Annotated in this window: 21 protein-coding genes; 6 read left to right on the top strand and 15 right to left on the bottom strand. The window is 32.9% G+C overall.

Annotated features, from left to right (window positions below):
• Positions 1–13: 13 nt before the first annotated feature.
• Positions 14–331, top strand: a complete 318-nt coding sequence (locus tag IHE43_RS18300; RefSeq protein ID WP_192185234.1) for a hypothetical protein — start codon at positions 14–16, stop codon at positions 329–331.
• Between the two features lie 264 nt (positions 332–595).
• On the opposite strand, the gene IHE43_RS18295 is transcribed toward IHE43_RS18300, so the two are convergent.
• The 12 genes from IHE43_RS18295 to murQ form a co-directional block, all read right to left on the bottom strand.
• Positions 596–2,407 (bottom strand): cytochrome-c peroxidase, encoded by a 1,812-nt coding sequence (locus tag IHE43_RS18295; protein ID WP_192185233.1) that lies wholly within the window; start codon positions 2,405–2,407, stop codon positions 596–598.
• A gap of 76 nt (positions 2,408–2,483) precedes the next feature.
• A complete protein-coding gene (locus tag IHE43_RS18290; RefSeq protein WP_192185232.1) occupies positions 2,484–3,983 on the bottom strand; it encodes a hypothetical protein in 1,500 nt (499 codons plus the stop codon).
• 171 nt (positions 3,984–4,154) lie between these two features.
• Complete coding sequence (locus IHE43_RS18285) at positions 4,155–4,781, bottom strand: PolC-type DNA polymerase III (RefSeq protein ID WP_192185231.1); 627 nt, start codon at positions 4,779–4,781, stop codon at positions 4,155–4,157.
• A 2-nt stretch (positions 4,782–4,783) separates the two neighbouring features.
• Positions 4,784–6,703 (bottom strand): DUF294 nucleotidyltransferase-like domain-containing protein, encoded by a 1,920-nt coding sequence (locus tag IHE43_RS18280; RefSeq protein WP_192185230.1) that lies wholly within the window; start codon positions 6,701–6,703, stop codon positions 4,784–4,786.
• Between the two features lie 153 nt (positions 6,704–6,856).
• Entirely contained in the window at positions 6,857–7,636 is a 780-nt protein-coding gene (locus IHE43_RS18275) for a TerC family protein (protein WP_192185229.1), read from the bottom strand.
• Between the two features lie 35 nt (positions 7,637–7,671).
• Positions 7,672–8,043, bottom strand: coding sequence for a DNA topoisomerase IV (locus IHE43_RS18270; protein ID WP_192185228.1), 372 nt, complete (start codon positions 8,041–8,043; stop codon positions 7,672–7,674).
• A 286-nt stretch (positions 8,044–8,329) separates the two neighbouring features.
• Complete coding sequence (locus IHE43_RS18265) at positions 8,330–8,905, bottom strand: DUF1572 domain-containing protein (protein ID WP_192188253.1); 576 nt, start codon at positions 8,903–8,905, stop codon at positions 8,330–8,332.
• Between the two features lie 215 nt (positions 8,906–9,120).
• Positions 9,121–9,693, bottom strand: coding sequence for a pentapeptide repeat-containing protein (locus IHE43_RS18260; protein WP_192185227.1), 573 nt, complete (start codon positions 9,691–9,693; stop codon positions 9,121–9,123).
• Complete coding sequence (locus tag IHE43_RS18255) at positions 9,681–9,995, bottom strand: type II toxin-antitoxin system RelE/ParE family toxin (protein ID WP_192185226.1); 315 nt, start codon at positions 9,993–9,995, stop codon at positions 9,681–9,683. Before IHE43_RS18255 ends, IHE43_RS18260 begins: the two co-directional genes overlap by 13 nt.
• Positions 9,980–10,210, bottom strand: a complete 231-nt coding sequence (locus IHE43_RS18250; RefSeq protein WP_192185225.1) for a hypothetical protein — start codon at positions 10,208–10,210, stop codon at positions 9,980–9,982. The genes IHE43_RS18255 and IHE43_RS18250 overlap by 16 nt, the downstream gene beginning before the upstream one ends.
• A 27-nt stretch (positions 10,211–10,237) precedes the next feature.
• A complete protein-coding gene (locus IHE43_RS18245) occupies positions 10,238–10,459 on the bottom strand; it encodes a DUF6095 family protein (protein ID WP_192185224.1) in 222 nt (73 codons plus the stop codon).
• Between the two features lie 260 nt (positions 10,460–10,719).
• Entirely contained in the window at positions 10,720–11,532 is an 813-nt protein-coding gene (gene murQ / locus IHE43_RS18240; protein WP_192185223.1) for an N-acetylmuramic acid 6-phosphate etherase, read from the bottom strand.
• Positions 11,533–11,637: 105 nt separating this feature from the next.
• On the opposite strand from murQ, the gene IHE43_RS18235 reads away from it, so the two are divergent.
• Together IHE43_RS18235 and IHE43_RS18230 are read left to right on the top strand one after the other, a co-directional pair.
• Positions 11,638–12,780 carry an AraC family transcriptional regulator gene (locus tag IHE43_RS18235; RefSeq protein WP_192185222.1) on the top strand — a complete coding sequence of 381 codons (1,143 nt, stop codon included), beginning with the start codon at positions 11,638–11,640 and terminating at the stop codon, positions 12,778–12,780.
• A gap of 153 nt (positions 12,781–12,933) precedes the next feature.
• Entirely contained in the window at positions 12,934–15,321 is a 2,388-nt protein-coding gene (locus tag IHE43_RS18230; RefSeq protein WP_192185221.1) for a TonB-dependent receptor domain-containing protein, read from the top strand.
• Positions 15,322–15,534: 213 nt separating this feature from the next.
• Here the strand turns inward: IHE43_RS18230 and IHE43_RS18225 are convergent, their stop codons facing one another.
• Together IHE43_RS18225 and IHE43_RS18220 are read right to left on the bottom strand one after the other, a co-directional pair.
• Entirely contained in the window at positions 15,535–16,203 is a 669-nt protein-coding gene (locus IHE43_RS18225) for a ZIP family metal transporter (protein WP_192185220.1), read from the bottom strand.
• An 85-nt stretch (positions 16,204–16,288) separates the two neighbouring features.
• A complete protein-coding gene (locus tag IHE43_RS18220) occupies positions 16,289–17,053 on the bottom strand; it encodes a bifunctional 2-polyprenyl-6-hydroxyphenol methylase/3-demethylubiquinol 3-O-methyltransferase UbiG (RefSeq protein ID WP_192185219.1) in 765 nt (254 codons plus the stop codon).
• Between the two features lie 135 nt (positions 17,054–17,188).
• Here IHE43_RS18220 and IHE43_RS18215 point away from each other — a divergent pair, with 135 nt between their 5' ends.
• From IHE43_RS18215 to IHE43_RS18205, 3 genes are all read left to right on the top strand, one after another.
• Positions 17,189–18,352 carry a class I SAM-dependent RNA methyltransferase gene (locus IHE43_RS18215; protein WP_192185218.1) on the top strand — a complete coding sequence of 388 codons (1,164 nt, stop codon included), beginning with the start codon at positions 17,189–17,191 and terminating at the stop codon, positions 18,350–18,352.
• A gap of 91 nt (positions 18,353–18,443) precedes the next feature.
• Entirely contained in the window at positions 18,444–18,680 is a 237-nt protein-coding gene (locus tag IHE43_RS18210) for a hypothetical protein (RefSeq protein WP_056185923.1), read from the top strand.
• Between the two features lie 14 nt (positions 18,681–18,694).
• The gene (locus tag IHE43_RS18205; RefSeq protein ID WP_192185217.1) at positions 18,695–19,387 is read left to right on the top strand and encodes an aspartate/glutamate racemase family protein; all 693 of its coding nucleotides are present in this window, start codon (positions 18,695–18,697) and stop codon (positions 19,385–19,387) included.
• Between the two features lie 79 nt (positions 19,388–19,466).
• Here the strand turns inward: IHE43_RS18205 and IHE43_RS23715 are convergent, their stop codons facing one another.
• Positions 19,467–20,807: a DUF6048 family protein gene (locus IHE43_RS23715; RefSeq protein WP_225585199.1), complete on the bottom strand. Its 1,341-nt coding sequence runs from the start codon at positions 20,805–20,807 to the stop codon at positions 19,467–19,469.
• Positions 20,808–20,815 lie beyond the last annotated feature (8 nt).

Genomic DNA, 20,815 nt, shown 5'->3' with positions numbered 1-20,815 from the left:
AAATATAATTTTTATGAAAATCAGTTTTGTTTTTATTTTAGTATTTCTTTTTTACGGATGTACAGACAATAAGTTATGTGGTCATGTTTATGATTATGACTCTGAAAAACCTATAAAAAATGTATTTATTGATATTAATGGTAATAAAACCCACACAGACAATGCTGGATATTTTTGTATAAAAGTGAATTCAAATTCAGCGTGTAAAATAGTATTTAAAAAAGAAGGTTATGCTATTAAAAAAATATTATGCAAACTAGGATTATCTAAGAATTTAAATTGCAATAAAGTTTACATGTTTAAGAAAGAAAGTGATTTTCCTAAAAATTAAATTCATCGTATGTAAATCGTAAATTAAATAAGAAATTTGATCAATAGGGTCAAGTTTTTTATTTAAACAAATAATTCAATTAAGCTCTCTTTCAGTTTCTTTACAATTTTTAGGAACTAATGGGAGTGTTTATGTGAGAGCTTTATGAAACATCTTAAAAATAGATCCTCAAACGTATTTCCGTATCGAATATTTTTCTAATGAATAATAGATACGCCGAAAAGTAAATTTTTCGGCGTTTTTGTTAATTTGGAAATATTTGGTTTAATGGTATTTTTTATCGGTCAAAGTTTTCATAAAAGCAACAAGAGCTTGTTCTTCTTTCAAAGTTAAATTCAATTTATCAAAAGGAAGTGTCTGATTTTTTACTTCATAACCCAGACCTTTTCCACCTCCTTTGTTGTAAAACGAAACAACTTCTTCTAAGGTTTTAAAAACGCCATTGTGCATATAAGGCCCTGTTATGGCTACATTTCTAACGGTTGGAGTTTTGAAAGCATTTTTTAATTGCTCCATTTTATATTGATTGTACTTGCCTAAATCGGGACTTATTTCTTTTCCATTTTTATCTTTTGGAGTTCCAATTACTTCCTGTTCTGTTTTAGCATATCTTGGAGGTACAGTTCCATTAAACAGCGGTATGAAATGACAGGTAGCGCATTTTGCTTTACCGGCAAAAAGATTAAATCCGAGTTTTTCTTCCTCACTGAAATCATTTGATTCGCCTCTTATGTACAAATCAAATTTCGAATCAAAATCATTTAAAGAACGAATGTAAGAAGCAATAGCATTTTGCAATTGCCATTCTTCGATTTTAGTACTTTTCGGGAAAGCTTTTTCGAATTGCGCCTTGTATTTTTTATCTTTATAAATTAAAGGAATCATTTGGCTAAACGAACCATGCATTTCCTGCTCATTCTGGACAACATCCATACTTTGTTTTTCTAAATCAATTTGCCGTAAATCCCAAAAAAGAGCATTTTGGAAACCTGCATAAGTGAGGGTAGGCGTATTTCTTGGCAAATCGAAACCATCTAAAGAAATGTTTGTTTTTTTTCCGTCGGTAAATGCTTTTTCAGGAATGTGACAGCTGGCACAACTTCTTTTTTGATCTTTTGAAATTGAAGCATCAAAAAATAATTGATTTCCTAATGCTACTTTATCTTCAGAATAGGCATATTCATTGGAGGGAATGAAAGCATTAACATTAAAAGAATTTTTTTCGAAAAGCGTAGCAACCTTTGGGTTAATTGCGCTGCTTTTATTTACATTAAGAATATTATTTTGTTTTTGTAAATCATAAATAATTTGGGCAATTACATTCAGATAATTTTTAATAAATGTGGCTCTGTCAAAAGTATTAAAGACTTTATTTTTTGTGCAATACGAAATACTATTCGAAATGGTCTTTTTTAACTTTGATTTTAAATTAATGGATGCTTTAGAATTGTCTTGGCAGGTTTTTAAAACAATATCTTCAATCGAAATCAAACCGGGAGCTACTTCATTTATTGATTCCTGAGCTACAGGAGAGTCAAAACCTGTAATTCCTAATGTCAAAACTCGGTAAAGTTGAAATCGGGCGGCATCTATAACATGGTTTTCACCAATATTGATGGCGTCTATATGTTGTGTTACCTGCGAAATGTTCGCGTGCATTATGGCTATTTCCCGAAGCAAATCTGTTTTATTATTGCGATCATAAACCGGAAAAATAAGTTCTTCAATAACCTGAAAACCATTTGGAGCTAAAAATTTATTTTCCTCTACTTCAAGTTCGTCTAATGCCGGACCATTAATAAATCTGGCCGTTTCTGGCACGAAATATTCAACTGCCCATTCTACTTTCTTGTATAAAGCTCTATTTTCCCTAAAACAATTCTGAATTTTTTTGGAATCATTTTCGCTTTCAGCTATTTTTTTGAATTGGGTTATTTTGCTTTCAAGTTTCTCCAGATCAATCAAAAGTTCCTGTTTTACAGAAGTTTCGGTTTCTTCTTTTGTACAACTTCCAAGGAAAGTCAGAAGACCAAGGAAAGCAGAAACAGTTATGGTTTTAATTAAATCAATTTTCATTTTTGAACTACTTTTATAAATAGCAAAAACAACCCAATAAAAATCGGATTGTTTTTTTGCTGCTATTGTTGTAAAATTATCTTTGTACGTTACGAATAATCACAGTTTGACCGCCTTCTATCTGGGCTTTTGAAGTGGTGCCAAGATTGATACCACTACCATCAGCATTCTTAAATTCGTCTTTTCTCCATGTGTGAGGATGAATATTCACAATAAAAGTATTAGGAACACCAATAACATCTGATATATCTTCCATCGCACCAAACTCCCAGCTTCCAAATCTCATTTCACCGGATTGATTGTATGATGTATTCCAGGCTGTATCAGTTCTTTTGTGGTTCATGTTCAACCATGGTTTATTCGTTTTTGCAGCAATATTATATTGCCAGATATAAGAGTCATGTTTGGCTGCCGGATAAAAACTGTCACCATCTTCCTGAATGTAAACGTAATTTTCGGTCACACAAAGGTTATCAGGATTGATAATACCTGTTCCTGGTGTAGAATCCCCTTCTACAACTAATTCCAGTTTTCCTTTCAATGGATCTTTTTCATCCAATACTAATTTATACACTCTTCCCCACATGGTATAACCTTCTACAGGATTAGTTCCATCAGGAGATTGCCCTGTAGCTGTAAAATAAACTTCTCTGTTATTATTTGCAGATCCTTTTCTGTAATCGATATCCTCAACTCTTGAAAAACGGATTGCTTTTAAATTATTTACAGAAGTATTTATCTCAGCACCTGTGCTGTTTTTTGCATTTGGAATTTCGACAAATGATATATCAAATGAATTTCCAACAGTCATGGTTGTTTCTACCTGATTGTTATCATTTCTTTTTAAAGCGTATAATTTTCCATTGTTCAAATCTCCAACCGTAGAAACATACATAATTACCTGTCCGGCACTTGCATGAGAAGTAGCATAAGATTGATCTTCTCCCATAATAATGACAGATTTACCAGGATATGCTTCTTTTGTCAACGGAACAGCGTTTTCCATACTTGCTTTTCCTAAAGCAGGCAATACTCTGTCTTTTCTGTTTTTATCTGCTACAGTTCCAAAAGGATTAATACCATGAACCATACTTTCTTCTCCGCTTTCTCCTGCAGTTAGAAATATTGGGCCAAAACCATGAGTTTCCGGTGTTGCCAATGTTGCAGAGCAAAGTCGGGTCTGACCTCCAACAGCATCAACAATATAATCTCCTTTTACAGGTTTTAAGGTTTTGTCAAAGTAAACTCTCGAAACAGATTGTATGATTTCATGGTTGGTAATCATTACATAACCTTCACCATTCGGGTTTTTCATAAATCCTGCACCATCGGGTTGGCCAGCATAAATAAAAGCAGGACTTTCCGGTAGCACATCAGTTGTTGCTATTAATGTTGAAATTTTTAAATTTTCGAATCCTGACTGTGGAAACACAAAAACAGGAACATTGGATTTTGATGTAAAATCAATGTCAGCATTTACTTTGTTTGAATCGTTGTTGTCATCGTTCTGACAACTCATTACAGCTAAACCTGTAAATCCTAGTAATGCTAGTGATTTTAAAAAATTTGATTTCATGTTTTTTAATTTTGGTTATAGCAACAAAGCTATCTCTCAAAAACAAAATGTATGTTATGCTAATCTTTTAAAATTGCTATTAAATGATAAGGGATATATTACTAAAAAGTAAATTTTGTAGTCTAAATGTAAATTTAAGCTTCATAAATAAAACTTAAAATAAGTATTAATCTATTTGAATAATGAATTCAAATTAACCTCTTTTTTCTCTTTTAGTTTTTTTACGATTTTTAAAAAAGCAATAGCAGTTATGTAAGCATCTCCCAAAGCGGTATGCCTGTCTTTTTTAGAAATATCAAATTTATCAGCAAGGTCATCTAAAGAGTAATGGTCTTTTCTTTCAAATAAATGAGACTTGATTAAAGTTTTTTTGTACAGAATTGCCGTATCTAATCTATGGTTTACCAGCTGAGGTAAACCATTTCTTTCTAAAGCTTTATTGATCATTGTAACATCAAAAACAGTATGATGTGCTATAATAATCGAATCTCCTAAAAAAGCTAAAAATTGCTGTAAAGCTTCTGACTCACTTGGTCGTTTTAAAACGAAAGCTTTTAATATGCCATGAATCTGAGCTGTCGATTTATCATAATGCTCTTGCTCTATGTATACTTCAAAGCTATTTTGAATTGAGATTACGCCATTTTGTAAAACAAGTGCGCCAATACATAAAATTCGGTCGTTTTCGTAATCAAAACCGGTAGTTTCAGTATCTAAAACAACAAAACGAGTTTCTTCAATACTACTATTTTCATCGAATAGATCTTCGTCTTTTTTCCAGAAATTAAATAAACTCATAATTATACGACGTTTGAAACATTAAATCTTACGCTTATTAATTCCTGAAGCTCTTTGATGGTTTTAAAAGTTCTCTTCAATTTTATTTTCTCCATTTTTGATAGAGATTCTAAGGCAATAAATTGTCCTGAATCATGATGCAAAAGCCCTTGTTTGGTTCTGAATTTTAATAAAGCCTTAAAAGAATAAGAACACGATAAATACAACTCACTGTTATTAGGCTCTAATTCGGCCAATTTTTCAAATCGTTCTGCAGTGTTGCTGATCCCTTTAACCGAATGTGATAAAATTAAAACACGTGCGGCATCTGTCAAAGGCATTAAAGCTCTTCTTTTTATATCAAAATTGTCTTTGTTGGCTCCGTCCTGTTCTACTAAAAACTGTCTAAAAAAGCCTGTTGGCGACGGGCTCTGTAACGCACCGCTAACCAAATGAACATAAAAAATCGGATTTGCTTTTACATCTTCAAAAATAGAATCAGATAATTGGCTCGCTAACTCCGTATCACCATAAGTTACGCTGTAATCGAAAAATATAAACGATAATAAAACCTCATTTTTTCCAGGATTTGTAATCCAATGATGTACTTGGTTTTTCCACTCATCAAGACTCATACACCATTTTGGATTTGAAGCCATCATTTCTGCCGGACAATAGTCATAACCAATTTCAAAAAGCCCTTTGTTGACAAGACCAGCAAATTTCAAAAAGTATATTCTGGTTTCATCTCTAAAAACTTCTGAAACATTTTCGTACACAATAGCATTATCCTGATCGGTATGCAACATTTGTTCGCTTCGTCCCTGACTTCCTAAAGCTAGCCATGCAAATTTTGCAGGTGGCGGACTGCTCATTTTTTCGATACACATTTCGATAACGCGAGTCGTACAGGCTTCATTTAATTCGGTTATGATTTTAGAAATCAGTGTCATCGGAATATTTTGATCCAAATAGCCCTGAAGCAGTTGCATGATTCTGTTTCGGATGGGCTTAATTTCTTTGATTTTTTTAGTTCTTTTTAAAGCTTTGATCAAAACGGCTGGGTTATTCCCCAACGCCACCATAACATCATGTTTGGATAAAATCCCAACCGCTTTAGTATTTATTGTACCATCTTTCGTTAAACACAAATGACTTATGTTGCTTTTCATCATCGCCATTTGAGCCTCGGTAACTGTCATTTTCTTTGGATATGTAATAACAGGTTTCGTCATAATCGCTTCAGCTGTTGTTAGTATCGAGTAATCTCCGGTTACGATTTTATTACGCAAATCTTTATCGGTTAAAATACCTATTGGAAGCATTTCATCAACAATTAAAATTGCACCCACTTTTTTCTTGTTCATAATCCTGGCAACATCTCTTGCTGTGGTTGATGGCGAACAAGTAACAATTTTTTTAGAATATTTTATAGGTGTTAAATCAAAAGAATTGGTATCAGAATGCATTGTATCATGCGCCAAATCATCGCCATACAATTTATCTTTATGTATATCAGAATACGGGTTTCGAGTGTTTGAAGCGTAACTTTCAATCAAAAAATTTCCAACGATTCTATTCTCCAGAGCGTATGGCTTGAAAACGTCAATCGGAATGGCGTATAAAATACTTTCTTCATGCGCGACAGCTTCCATAATATAGTTTTCCTGCGCCAAAAGTGGACGTAATCCAAATATATCTCCTTCATCACACATGTCCAGAACCGTATTTTTTGTGCTTTTCTTTAAAGCGACAGCACCTTTATGAACGACATAAAAAGAATCATGTGTTTTTTCATTTTCGGCAAAAATAACAGCATCTTTATCTTTGTAGATAATCGAGATTTGCTCTGATAGCTTTTCTAAATCCATTTTATGCAAAAAACTAAAAGGAGGGAAGTCCTTTAAAAAGTCAGCAACTCTATGTGATATGGTATTTTTCATGCGTGAGATTTAGGTTCTAAAATACTACTTATAAATAGAAATGTAAAAGAAACACGTTATTTTTTTTAAAGCGACAAAGGCGCTAAGTCGCAAAGAATTATAAAACTTTGTGCCTTAGCGCCTCTGTGGCAGAATGTCCCAAATTGGAACTAATTAGTTTTGTGCTTGTTTTTTTCGGATTCGCATATTGACAAACTCAACTGCTAGTGAAAATGTAATAGCAAAGTATAAATACCCTTTCGGAACTGCTCCAATATGTTCACCGGCAAGTGTAGCATCTGATAAATGCATACTTTCAGTAATTAACATAAACCCAATAAGGATTAAAAACGAGAGTCCTAATATTTGAATCGATGGGTTTTTATTGACGAAATTTCCAACAGGAACTGCAAATAACATCATAATTAAGACAGAAATAATAACAGCTGTAATCATAATTGTTAAGGCTCCATGAACACCATTAGTCATACCAACTGCCGTTAGGATCGAATCGACAGAAAAAATTAAATCAATCAATAAGATCTGAACAATAACATTAGAAAAAGATTTCTTTGCAGCCGTTTTAATCGTTTTTTCCTCTTCTCCCTGATGATCTACCTTTTCACTGATTTCTTTAGTACTTTTATAAATTAAGAACAGGCCTCCTAAGAATAAAATTAAAGCCTGACCTGTAAAATCACCTTCAAACCAACCCCAGTGGATGCTGAATAATGTGGCTTTCATAGCAATTAAATATGAAATTCCCATTAAGAGTGCAATACGCATAAACATGGCCAAAAACAAACCAATTCTTGTTGCTTTTTTACGATCTTCTTCAGGTAATTTACCGGTTACAATCGATATAAAAATGATATTGTCAATTCCTAAAACAATTTCAAGAAAAGTCAGTGTCAATAAGGCGATCCAGGCGTCTGGATTAGAAAGTATTTCCATTTTTAAAACATATATTTATTCAATTCAATGAATTATCAGTCTACTCGGGTAACTGTACCGCGTTGTTTTTCTTCAGAACCAACCATTCCAAATTCAAAAGTATAAGAATCTTTTGAAGTTGTTAAAATCTTCATACTGATTGCTTTTTCCTCAGCCATATTTTTTGGGTGTTTCTTCTGCAAAACATATTCGCAGTCGCTTACCCAACGTACAGTTGAAGTATCTGTTTTACCATCAAAAGTTTCGATTTCAATGTTGTCTTTACGTTCAAAAAAAGTTGTTTTTTTTACGCCATTTACTTTAAACTCAAATTTGAATTTTCCGTTTTTAAAATCTTTACAGTTATGTTCGGCGTTATAACAAGAAACTAAAGCCAATACTGGAAATAAGAATAGTATTTTTTTCATTTTAAATTAAGTTGTTTTTTTAGGAGCTAATCCTGCTGTCCGCTGTATCTTTTGTGGCCTCGTTAAAAAGACGAGGCCATAAAAGGATGCCGCTTCCATCAGGGCTACAAAGATCTCGTATTCATAAGAAATAGTATTACAATAGATGCAGTGATGATATGAAGAAAACTTAAAAAATATAAATTTCGCCTCCTGTTTTTATCAGCTTGTTCATCAGCTAATTTTGTTCTGCAAAATCGAATGAGAATCCACCACCAAAGACCTCCAAAATAAGCATGAAATTCTATCATTTCAATCGCTGTAATTCATCATCGGTAAAGTTCTTGATTTCTTTTTCTTTGGCAAACTTTTCGGCATTGTAATTTCCGGATTTATTCTTCGGAATTGATAAACTTTCCCAATCACTATTTTTCAGTTGTTTGGCGTAAAAAACAATTTGGCCAACATGATAAGGATAATGTGCCAATTGACGATTTATAGCTTCAATAACCGTGTGACCTTCATTTCGAATATAAATAATATCAGAAAGTTGTTCCGGTTTTAAACTATTTAAAGCATCCAGAAAACAATTCCAGCCTTTATTCCAGGTTTCTAAAACCTCTTCTTTTGATTGTAAATCATTTTCAAATTCTGCATCACGGTTGCGCCATTCTTTTTCTCCGTCAGAAGTTAAAAAGTCTGTCCAACGCGAAAGCATATTGCCGGAAATGTGTTTTATTATGGTTGCAATACTATTGGTATCTTCATTTATTTGGACAAAAAGCTGTTCTGGTTCTAATTGATCCATCGCTTTTTCGCCCAGCATTTTATAGTACAAAAACTGTTTTTTAACGCTTTCTAAATATGATTCGTCGGCTTTCATCATTTATATTTTTATGCTTTAATATTTCGCTCCGATGGAGCTTTTAGAAATTCGTTTTTTTTCTATAAACATATTACCCCGCTGGGGCAGCAGTATTTATCAGTTCATATTAATAAAAATTGGTCAAAATAAACTCCTTTAGGAGTGTAATATTTATAGTGATTATGTATTTACAGTAGCTTCAGCCTCGTAGAGGCGACATCATCTAAGTTAAATTACAAGATTTTAATATCATACTTATCTAAAAGTCCCACAATTCCCTGATTAGAAAATTGCGCTTTTCTCATTGGATTAAATTCGGGATCAATTTTATAATTGTAAGCCGTTCTAAAATCAACAGCTGCCAATTGTGTTTCATTAAAAATAGCACCGTCCAAATCACAATTATCAAAAACCGAACTGGTTAAATTGGTTCCTATAAAAGTAACCTCTCTCACAGAACAATTTATGAATTTCGTTTTCGGCATTTTTTTGTTCGAGAAAATAGCGTAATCTAATGCCGTTTCTTCAAAATAAACCTGAAACAAAAAATCGTCACATTCGTTAAAAGCGATTCCTAAAAGTTTGCAGTTTTTAAAAGTAACATTCTTTAAATTGGTGCCCGCCAAACTGGTCATCGACAAATTACAATCGATAAATTCGCAGTCTAAAAAAGTGTTGTAAGCAAAATTGCTATTGGAGAAATCACAGTTTTTAAAAACACAATCTTCAAACTCCCGATTGTTTATTTTTTTGTCAATGTAAATAACCTTTTCGAATGTTTTTTGAATGTGGATTATACCTTCCATGAATGTTTTTTTGGTTTTTGTGCATTGTGACGCACTCTAAGAATATAAATAGTCTCATCAGTTATTTGATAAGAGATGCCGTAATCATAAACAGAATATACTCTAAAACTACCATCATTATTGGTTTTTTGTTTGTCGAGCTTATAAATTTCCGGCTGTGTTTTTAAAATTTCAGTGCTATCAAAAATAGTATTAACTACTTTGTCTGCAACTGTAAGTGATTTGCTTTCAAAAAAAATATAAAAATGAATGTCTTCCAATTGATCAATAGCATCGCTTGACCAAATTATTTTCTTCCCCATTTTTTTGCAATTTCTTTAGCTTGATCTTCAGTATAAAAATTACCTTTTCTAATGTTTTCTAAGGCATTTTCAATATCTAAATTATAAGCTGCATCTGAATCAATTGTAGAATTGTTGATTGATTGTAAAAGATGTTTTAATTTTTCTACAAAAGAAGGATCTTTAACTTTATCAATCTCTTGATGAATCCAATTTATTTCTGCTTGTATATCCATGATAAAGAATTTTAGTAAAGATACAAATTAGTCATTAAACAAACCCTTCATAATGATTTTCAATCCATAAAAAATCAAAAACATTGCACTTAAACAAGCCACAATCCCGATTCCTAAAACCAAATAATGCCAATTCGTATGCTGATTCATAAAAGCATTATAAATCAGTGAAGGCCCAATAAATAATAAAGGCAGTGAACCTGATACGTATTTAATTCCTTTTCCTAATAGTTCTTTATTTGTTGCCATTTTAATTTTGTTTCAAGTTTCAGGTTTTTTTAGTTTGCTTCGCCAGTTCAGCTTTCAGCTTCGGGTCAGGTTTCAAGTTTGCTTAATCTTTGTCAAGTTTGAAACTTTGACAAAGACGATCAGACAACAACTTTGTGATCTTAAAAAACTTGTTTTTAGATTTTAGACAAAGCTTTGTAAGCTTTGCGAAAAACCTTCGTGAACTTTGTGGTTAAATATCATGTTGTTTTCATCTCATATTTAATCAAAAACATTTCACTTTATAGATTATAATTATCAACAGCATTTCTTACACTGCCATATTTTTTCAATAATTCAGAAGCTTCTTCATACGAAACAGGAATTTCCCCCATAATCATTTTCACACCACGATCAACCAATTTGATGTTGCTCAACTGCATGTCGACCATTTTGTTTCCTTTTACTTTTCCAAGCTGAATCATAGCAGCAGTCGAGATCATATTCAAAACCAATTTCTGTGCTGTTCCGGCTTTCATTCTGGAACTTCCGGTCACGAATTCAGGTCCCACAACAACTTCAATAGGAAATTGGGCAGTCAAAGCCAACGGACTTCCAGCGTTGTTCGTGATACAGCCTGTAAGAATGTTATTTTGATTGCAGGTTTCTAAACCTCCAATAACATATGGAGTTGTTCCAGATGCTGCAATTCCAATTACTACATCATTTGCCCCAATGTTATTAGTTTGCAAATCGATCCACGCCTGCGTGGCATTATCTTCGGCATTTTCTACAGCACGACGAATGGCAGTGTCGCCACCAGCAATAATTCCGTTAACCAAATCAAATGGAACTCCAAAAGTGGGAGGACATTCTGAAGCATCAACAACGCCTAATCGGCCAGAAGTTCCCGCACCAATATAAAATATTCGCCCGCCTACTTTTAATTTAGCAACAACCTGAGCCACTAAAGCTTCAATTTGTGGTATAGCTTTTTCAACTGCATTGGGAACAGTTTTGTCTTCAGTATTAATATTGATAAGCAATTCATGAACCGACATTTTTTCTAAATGTTCGTATTTTGATGCTTGTTCTGTGGTTTTAGTAAATGTCATTTGCTGTGTTAATTGAACTTGCCCAAAATTAATCTTTTTTATTGCAATTTTTAGAACCTTTTTCAAAGAACTAAAATATTATATTTGTTAAATATTAATAGATAAATGGATAAATTAGATTTGCTGCAGGGGATTGGCCGAATCTCAGTTTTTGTTTCTTTATTGCTTGCATTTTTTTTATTGAGGGTTAAAACCGAAAATAAATTGGCAAACCGATTATTTGCATGGTTTTTCATTTTTTCTGCTATTGATCTTAGCGGATTTTTTATTGATGCTGTAACCCGAACCCAGCTTAATTGGGAGATTTTTAGGTCGACTGCCTGTTTATTCGGAATGCCTTTGTTCTACCTGTTTGTATTGGCAGTCTGTTATTCTGATTTTAAATTACAATGGAAGCATTTAGTTCATTTACTTCCTTTTGTGGTGGTCAATTTAGTTTTTATTCCGAGAATTTATCTCAACCTGGAGACAGATAGAGGTAGTTTTGCTTCAACTCTTAATCAATTGCCTGAGATTTATTTTATCCAGATTTTAATTGAATTTCAATATATATATTACATTGTCAGCGTATTTTTGATTTTGAAGAAATATAGAGAAATCTATTTAGAAAATTACGCTAATCCGAGTACTGCGACTTATAAATGGCTTTTTCAGATAACATGTGTTTTTCTTATTGCACATTCAATTGTCGCATTAAAAAACGTATTGCGCTATAGTGGTTTCAGAGAGATATTTCTTTGGGCAAATGTACTTGTAGGAAGTATTGCTCTGTTTATTACGTGCTGGTTTATAATGAAAGCGCTCAATCATCCTGAACTTTTTAGAGGCGTTAATTCGAAATTAAAATTAGCAAAAGACTTTCTGCCTGAAGTAGAAGAAGAAATAAAAGCAACTGTTGTTCAGGACGATTTGATTTCCAGTCAAATTTCAACTTTAAAACAATATATGGCAGAGAAAGAACCTTTTCTGGATCCGTCTCTTACAATTCAGGAACTCGCGAATCAAATTGATATTCCGGTTCGGGATTTATCTGTTTTGATCAATCACCAAATGGATCAGCACTTTTTTGATTTTGTGAATGAATATCGCATCCAAAAAGCAATGAATATTTTAAAAAATCCATCAAAAAAAGATTTAACCGTTTTGGAGATTTTATATGAAGTAGGTTTCAATTCAAAATCTTCCTTTAATACTTCTTTCAAAAAATATACTAATTTAACACCTACTGCTTATCGAAACGCTTCATAATTAGTAGTTTGTAAAAAGTCGTACTTCACGCCTTATAAAGTCGAACCAATTTCTAGTGAGGAAATTGGTTCGACTTTTTTTTGTCGGTCGAATCTGGAAAATTTCTAAGGCAACTTTGCTTCAAATTAATCGAACAAGTTAAAACTAGAAATTATGAAAACATCAAACCTCCTTATCTTTTTATTATTACCATTCTTTTGTTTGGCACAATCAACTTTAAAATTAAAAGGGAAAATAACAAATGAAACAACCGCTTTAGAATGGGCAGATGTTTCAATCTTAAATGCAGAAGGAAAAATTATTGACGGAACTACAACGAAACAAGATGGAACTTTTGAACTCAATCTTAAAAAAGGTTTTTATAAAATAAACATTAGTCTTTTAGGATTTGAAGATTACGAAAAAGAAATTTCAATAGAAAATGATATTTATTTAGGAATAATTATTCTAAAGGAAAACACAACCAATTTAGTTGAAGTTGTCGTTCAGTCTAAAAAGAAAACAGTCGAACAAAAAACAGATCGTTTGGTTTACAATTTGGAAAATAATGTTACAAATGTTGGAGGCGATGCCTTAAGCGCTATTAATACTGCACCTGGAGTTGTCGTAAAAAATGATGCGATAAATATCTTAGGAAAAGGAACTTCCCGCGTTATGATTGACGGAAGAATTATTGAATTAGCTGGCGAAGAATTAAATAATTTCCTGAAATCAATATCAGCAAGTGATATTAAAAATATTGAAATTATCAGTAATCCGCCAGCGAAATATGAAGCGGAGGGATCTGGCGGATTAATTAATATTATTATGAAAAAAGGAGTTCGAGATTCCTGGAAAAACACCACTACAGTTTCTTACGATCAAAATAAATATGGAATTTATACTGTGAGAGATAATTTCTTTTACAATAAAAATAAGTTTAGATTTTCTGCCAGTATGAACGGAAAAACAGGTTATTTAAATGCTACAGATGACTTAAAAATGTATTTTCCTGACGGGCTTTCACATATGAAAAGCACAACAAAAGTAAAAAGCGAAAATCTATCTGGAAAAATAGCTTTAGATTATGATCTTTCTGAACGTACGACTATTGGATTTCAGTATTTAAATGATAGAAATAATCCGGATTTTAAATCGGATATTACAATTAATAAATACAATACTCAAAATGAACTGGAGAATATTACGCTGAATAACAGTTTTACTGATAAAGGATCACGCAATCAAACGTATAATGCGCATTTGATTACGAAGCTGGATTCTTTAAAAAGAAAGCTTTCATTTGATGTAGATTATTTTAATTACAATTCGGAATTCGATAGAAGTTTTATTGCTAATAATTACACGCCGGAAATGATATTTGTTGATGTAAATCAGGCGGGAAAAAATATTTCGAATCAGGATATTGATAATTGGAGCTTTAAAACCGATATGGAACATCCGTTTCAGGCGATCAATTTATCTTACGGTGCAAAAATGAGTTTTACAAATAGTATCAGCGATGTACTTTATTACAATACAATTTCAGGAACTCCGGTCTTAGATCCGAACCAGTCCAACCGTTTTAAATACACTGAAAACAATCAGGCGATTTATTTTAATGCAGATAAAAAAATCAATGAGAAATGGAATCTTCAATTAGGATTAAGATTGGAAAACACTAAAACAAACGGATTTTCTGAAACAATGAATCAAACAACAGAAAATAATTATTTGAAATTATTCCCAACGTTTTATGCCTCTTATAAGAAAAATGAAAACAATAGCTTTAGTTTAAATTATGGGAAAAGAATCAACAGACCTCGTTTTGACTTATTGAATCCGTTTAGAATTTACATCAACAGTAATAGTTATTCAGAAGGAAATCCGTTTTTAAAACCTTCTTTTAGTGATAATTTTGAGTTTGCACATTCTTATAAAGAAATCCTGAGAACTAGTGTTTTCGTTAATGCAGTTACAAATGGTTACGGCGTTTTGTTTACTTCAAACCCGGAAACGAACACACAAATTGTAACCCGTGAGAATTATTTTAAAAATTTGAGTTACGGAATTGGAGAGAGTTATTCGGCTGGTTTTGCAGATTGGTGGCAAAGTGAAAATTCATTGTACTTTTTAGGTGCAAAAACAGAATTCATTAAAGACATTAATGCTACGCCATCAAATAGTTTGCAAATTGATTTTTCTACAAATAACACTTTTGTGTTAGGTAAAACGACAAAATTACAAATCGATTTTTCGTGTACTACGCCTTTTAAAAGTGGCTTGTATGAAGTAGGATATGCTTCGAGCTTTGATATTGGTTTTAAACAGGATTTGTTTAATAAAACGATGCAGATTGCATTTTTGGCCAATGATCTTTTTAATACTTCTTATTTAAAAGATTTTACTTCAGTGGTAAATGGTGTAAAACAGGTTTATAATCAAAAAGAAAGTAATCGATTTGTTCGTCTATCCCTGGTTTACAATTTTGGAAATAAAAAGATAAATATGAAAGAGAGAGCTTTTGGAAATCAGGAGGAGAAAAAGAGAACAGGAAATTAATTAGATAATCAGAAAATTAGTTAACTTAGATAATTGAAATTATGAAGTTTAAATAGAATTGTGAAAATGCAGGCACGAGACGTTCTTTTGTTTTGTTGCGTGAGGGATAGGAGCAATCCGCCGCAGCGGAGCGGATAGCCCGACCAGATTTGCGAAAGGCGCACATAAGCGGTTCGTTAAATAGCGCCTTTTGTAAATATGGGCACGCCCTAATTATAATAAAAATGCCAATAAAATTCCGAGAACAATCATGGAAACTTTGGCAACATTGAATTTATGTCCTTCACTACTTTCAAAAATAATAGTTGATGAAATGTGGAATAAAATCCCGATTACAACCGCCGTTATTTCAGTGTAGTATCTATTTAAAATCGGTAAATATTCGGATGCAATTGTACCAAGCGGAGTCATAATAGCGAAAGTTAGCATGAATGCAAAAATTGCTTTTTTGTTCAGATTGGCGTTGATGAAAAAAGTGGTTAAAATCACAGCAATTGGCAAATGATGAATCGCAATTCCGAGTGCCAAACCATGATGATGACTTACCGGGAAACCTTCTAAAAAAGCATGAATACACAAACTGATAAAAAGCAACCACGGGATTTGAGACATTTGTGCATGCCCGTGAACGTGCCCGTGTTCAGCACCTTTTGAGAAAAACTCCAATATGATCTGGAATAAAATCCCGACCATAATGAACAAACCAATATTATGCTTGTGTGATTCGTAAACTTCAGGCAACAAATGCATTACTGTCAACGATAATAAAAATGAACCGCTAAAAGCCAGCAATAATTTTAGATTGGTTTTGTTTTTTGGTTTTATAAATAAAGCCACAGCATAACCTAAAAGTACAGAAAATAAGGGTAGTAAGTAATTCATTGTTATTTTGTGTAATCGTTGATTTGTTTAATCGGTTAATTGTTATTGTTTGCTCAATCGGTTAAACAATTAAACGATTTACCAATTATTTAAAAATCATGATTAATCGTTCGCTTTCGATTTTGTGGAATTTTTTGAGTTTGTAATCTCCAAAAATATCTAACAGAAAAATTCCGGCTTCGGCCATTAATTCTTCGAAATCTTTTAAGGTTAAAGCTTTTACTTTTTCGGTAAAATGAAATTTTCTGCCTTGATCTTCAAAATCAATTTCTTTAAAAATATGTCCGTCTTCAACATATCGTTTGATTTTAAAATCGATTCCCTCAACAGTTTTTACTTCTTCAGGAACTAACGTTTCGATTACCTGAGCCACATTCATAAAATCAATGACTGCAAAACCATATTCAGATAAACTTTCTTTGATTGCTTTTAAAGTCGTAAGATTGTCATCATCATTTTCGAAATAGCCAAAACTGGTGAACAAGTTAAATATGGCGTCGAATTTTTCTTCGAAAGGCTCGCGCATATCATGCACCTTGAAATGCAGGGTGTCGTTACTGTTTTTGCTGGCCTCGGCAATACTGTTTTCAGATAAATCAGCGCCTAAAACGTCAAAGCCAAGTTGGTTTAAATAAATAGAATGACGCCCTTTTCCGCAGGCCAAATCCAATACTTTTGCCTTTTCAGGAAGATTTAGGTAATGCGTAAGATTATCCATGAAAATCTGAGCCTCCCGGTAATTTCGGTCTTTATAAAGAATGTGATAATACGGAGTATCAAACCATGATGTAAACCAGTTTTCGGTGTTACGCTCCTGATTTGGTGTTGATGAGTTTGGTGCTTCAGACATTTATTCTATTTCAATTAATTCAAAGTACCGCAAATTTAGTGTATTTTTGCCGAAAAATAACTATTTCGCGATGATACCTATATAAATGGTAATATACGTTTATGATTGGAGTTATTTTTTTAAACAAAAATAAAGATGGAAGAAAATTTTAGAATGATAGCCAAATGTTTTTTTGGTTTTGAAGAAATATTAGAAAAAGAATTACGTGATCTTGGTGCTCAGGATGTCGAAAAAGGAGTAAGAATGGTAAGCTTTAAAGGCGATAAAGGTTTTATGTATAAAGCCAATTTATCGTTGCGTACGGCACTTAAAGTTTTAAAGCCTATTTACTCGTTTAGAGCAAACAACGAGCAGGCACTATACAAAGGAATTTCAGGCGTTAACTGGTCTAAATTGCTAAATGCCAACCAAACTTTTGTAATTGATGCAACAGTGCATTCGACTTATTTTAATCACTCTGAGTTTGTTTCTCAAAAATGTAAGGATGCGATTGTAGATCAGTTTAGAGAAAGAACGGGTCAGCGTCCGAGTATTGATAAAGCTTTTCCGGACTTAAGAATCAATATTCATATTGACAAAGATCAGGTTTCGGTAGCATTGGATACTTCTGGAAATTCATTGCATCAGCGTGGTTACAGAACCGCTACGAATATTGCACCAATCAACGAAGTTTTGGCGGCAGGAATTCTATTATTATCAGGTTGGGAAGGTCAAAGTCACTTTTTAGACCCAATGTGTGGTTCCGGGACATTTTTAGCAGAAGCGGCTATGATTGCTTGCAACATTCCGGCAAACATCAATAGAAAAGAATTTGCTTTCGAAAAATGGAAAGACTGGGACAATGATTTATTTGATCAGATTGTAAACAGTCTGATGAAAAAAACAAAAGAATTTCATTATACCATTAAAGGTTTTGATAAAGCGCCAAGTGCTGTTAATAAGGCAAAAGACAATATCAAAAATGCTAATTTAGAAGATTACGTTACCATTTCTGAAGATAACTTTTTTGATTCTGAAAAAGCTGTTGAAGGAAAATTGCATATGGTTTTCAATCCGCCATACGATGAGCGTTTGGATATTCACATGGAAGAATTCTATAAAAATATAGGAGATACTTTAAAGAAAAGTTACCCGGGAACAAACGCCTGGTTTATCACAGCAAATCTTGAAGCTCTGAAATTTGTGGGATTAAAACCTTCAAGAAAAATCAAACTTTTTAACGCTAGTTTAGAAGCACGTTTGGTAAAATACGAAATGTACGAAGGAAGTAAGAGAACGAAATTTCAGGTTAACGAATAAATAGGTGCAAAGAAGCAAAGCTTCAAAGGAACAGAGGGAAAGCCTTTTTCCCTTTGAACCTCTGTAACTTTGAACTTTTAAAAAGAAAACAATGACAAAACTACAAGTAAGAGGTTTTTTATATCAATTAGGATGTTTCGCAATTTTATTTATTGCAGGAAGATTTGTAATTGCAAACTACACACAATTAACCGGAATCTGGATTCCGATGACGGCTTTTATCGTGGCCACTTTGATTGCACCTAAATTTCAGGCAGTAAAAACTAAAGATGGAGAAAAGCTTTTCATGAAATGGATTTTTATAAAAGGAATTAGAGAAATTGGATAATTAAACTATTTTATATGAGGAAAATTGGACTTATAGGCGGTATTAGCTGGGTTTCTACAGCAGATTATTACAAACTTATAAACGAGGGAATAAATGAAAAAATGGGAGGGTTGAACTTCTCAGAATGTTTGATTTATTCTTTTAATTATTCCGATATAAAAAAGAATAACGAAGCAAACGATTGGGATTCTACTTTTAAAATGCTTTTTAAAGGTTGTGAATTCTTAAAAGCGGGCGGGGCAGAAGCGATTGTTTTGTGCGCCAATACGATGCATCTTATCGCTGACAAATTGGAAGAAGCAATTGGTTTACCTCTTATTCATATCGCAACGGCTACGGCTGTTGAAATTCAGAAGCAAGAAATCAAAAAAGTCGGTCTGTTGGGCACCAAGTTTACAATGGAACTTGATTTCTTTACAGATAAATTGAAGGATAAAGGAATAGAAGCCATAATTCCGGAAAATCAGGAAGATAAAGATTTTATTCACACCACAATTTTTGAAGAACTAGGAAGAGGCCTTGTAACGGCAGAAACTAAAAAACGTTATTTAGAAATTGCAAATCAATTAATAGAAAAAGGAGCTCAAGGAATTATTTTAGGTTGTACTGAAATTCCATTAGTAATTAAACCAGAGGATCTTTCGGTTCCGATTTTTGATACGGCCTTGATTCATTCAAACGCTGCGGTTGAATTTCAGTTATCTTAAATTAAAACATAAAAAAGCCACGAATTCATGAATTAAAACTAATAATTCGTGAATTCGTGGCTTTTTTTATCTGTAAAAGTTACTTTTTTGGAGCGTCTTTTTTGATAGAAGGAATAACTGTCTTTTTCTTATAAATCGGAATAAAGTAAGAAACGGTATAATTAAAACCGATTCCGAAACTTCCATCATAAGTCCTGTTAAAGCCCGGGATATAAAGGTTGTCAAAACCGTCCGGTTTTGTGTTCATTACTAACATTTTAAGCTGTACTCCAAAACCAACAAAAACGTTATTAAAAACTTTCGCTTTTAGTCCCATGGCCACTTCAAGCCAGCCTGCTGTAAGACCGTTGTATTTTTGATCCTTAACAATTGAAGGTTGTTCTCCCCAATATGGATTTGGATTGTAAATCTTATAACTATTTAAGTCCTGACTAAAAGTGCTAAAACCTCCTCTTAATCCAATAGTGATTAAGTTTTCCATGTCCAGCCAGTTTTGATACAAATTGTAATCAAAACCTCCTTTAATATAAGTACCTGTAGCGGTAGAATTTAATCGGTCATCATCAGTTGTTTTATCTTCAAAACCAAGTTCTGCGGCCAGATAATATTTTTTTGTTAAACGAAAATCTCCAACTATTTCAATTCCTTTATAGTCTTTGTCATAGAAACCTCGGGTCAATTTGTATAAATCAACACCAACACGAAGGCCGTAGCGATCTGTTTTTATACTGTCTGGTTTAGCTTCCTGAAGAGCTGGTTTCGCAGTTTCAGTTTTTGGTTTAACCGGAACAGTTTCTTTTTTTTCTATTGTAGTTGATGTTTCCTGGGCCTGAACCAAAACCATTGAAACCATTAAACAACTACTAAAAAATACTTTAATGTGTGTTTCATTTTCGGTTTCAATTTTAGGATTAATTACAAAAACTTCCTGCATCCAAAGTCCGTTACCATCAGTATCTGCTTGCACAAAAGGTCTTGTTATTGGAGGAGTGTTTGAGAAAGGGTTTAGTTCAAAAATAGTTTTAAAACCACAAGCTCTGGAAACATATAGATCCTGATGCGTATAGTTAAATGTAATCTCATCTGTATTTATTGCAGCAGGATTATCATTTTGTGAATCTAAAACAAAAGTATAGGTCGTCGTTTCTGCATTTGTTTTTAACGGAATAGAAATTGTGCTTCCGTTAGCTAAATATTTTGTTGTATCTGTTGCAGTTTCATTAAAAATAATTCCCGCAGGTTCATCTTTACCAATAACCATTAGATTCTTAACATTTTGAAGCACTGTTGGATTGTCAGCATCATAAAAAGTAATTACTAACCGTGGCGTCGTGGGTGTGTTTGCATCACAAATATCATCTTTCTCACAGCTTGATAAACCAAAAGTAAAGACTAATAAAAGAGAAATTATTTTTTTCATTTATAAAT

Origin of the sequence: Flavobacterium sp. MDT1-60 (genome assembly GCF_014844035.1) — a bacterium.
Lineage (GTDB): Bacteria > Bacteroidota > Bacteroidia > Flavobacteriales > Flavobacteriaceae > Flavobacterium.
This window is presented reverse-complemented; position numbering and strand designations above follow the sequence as displayed.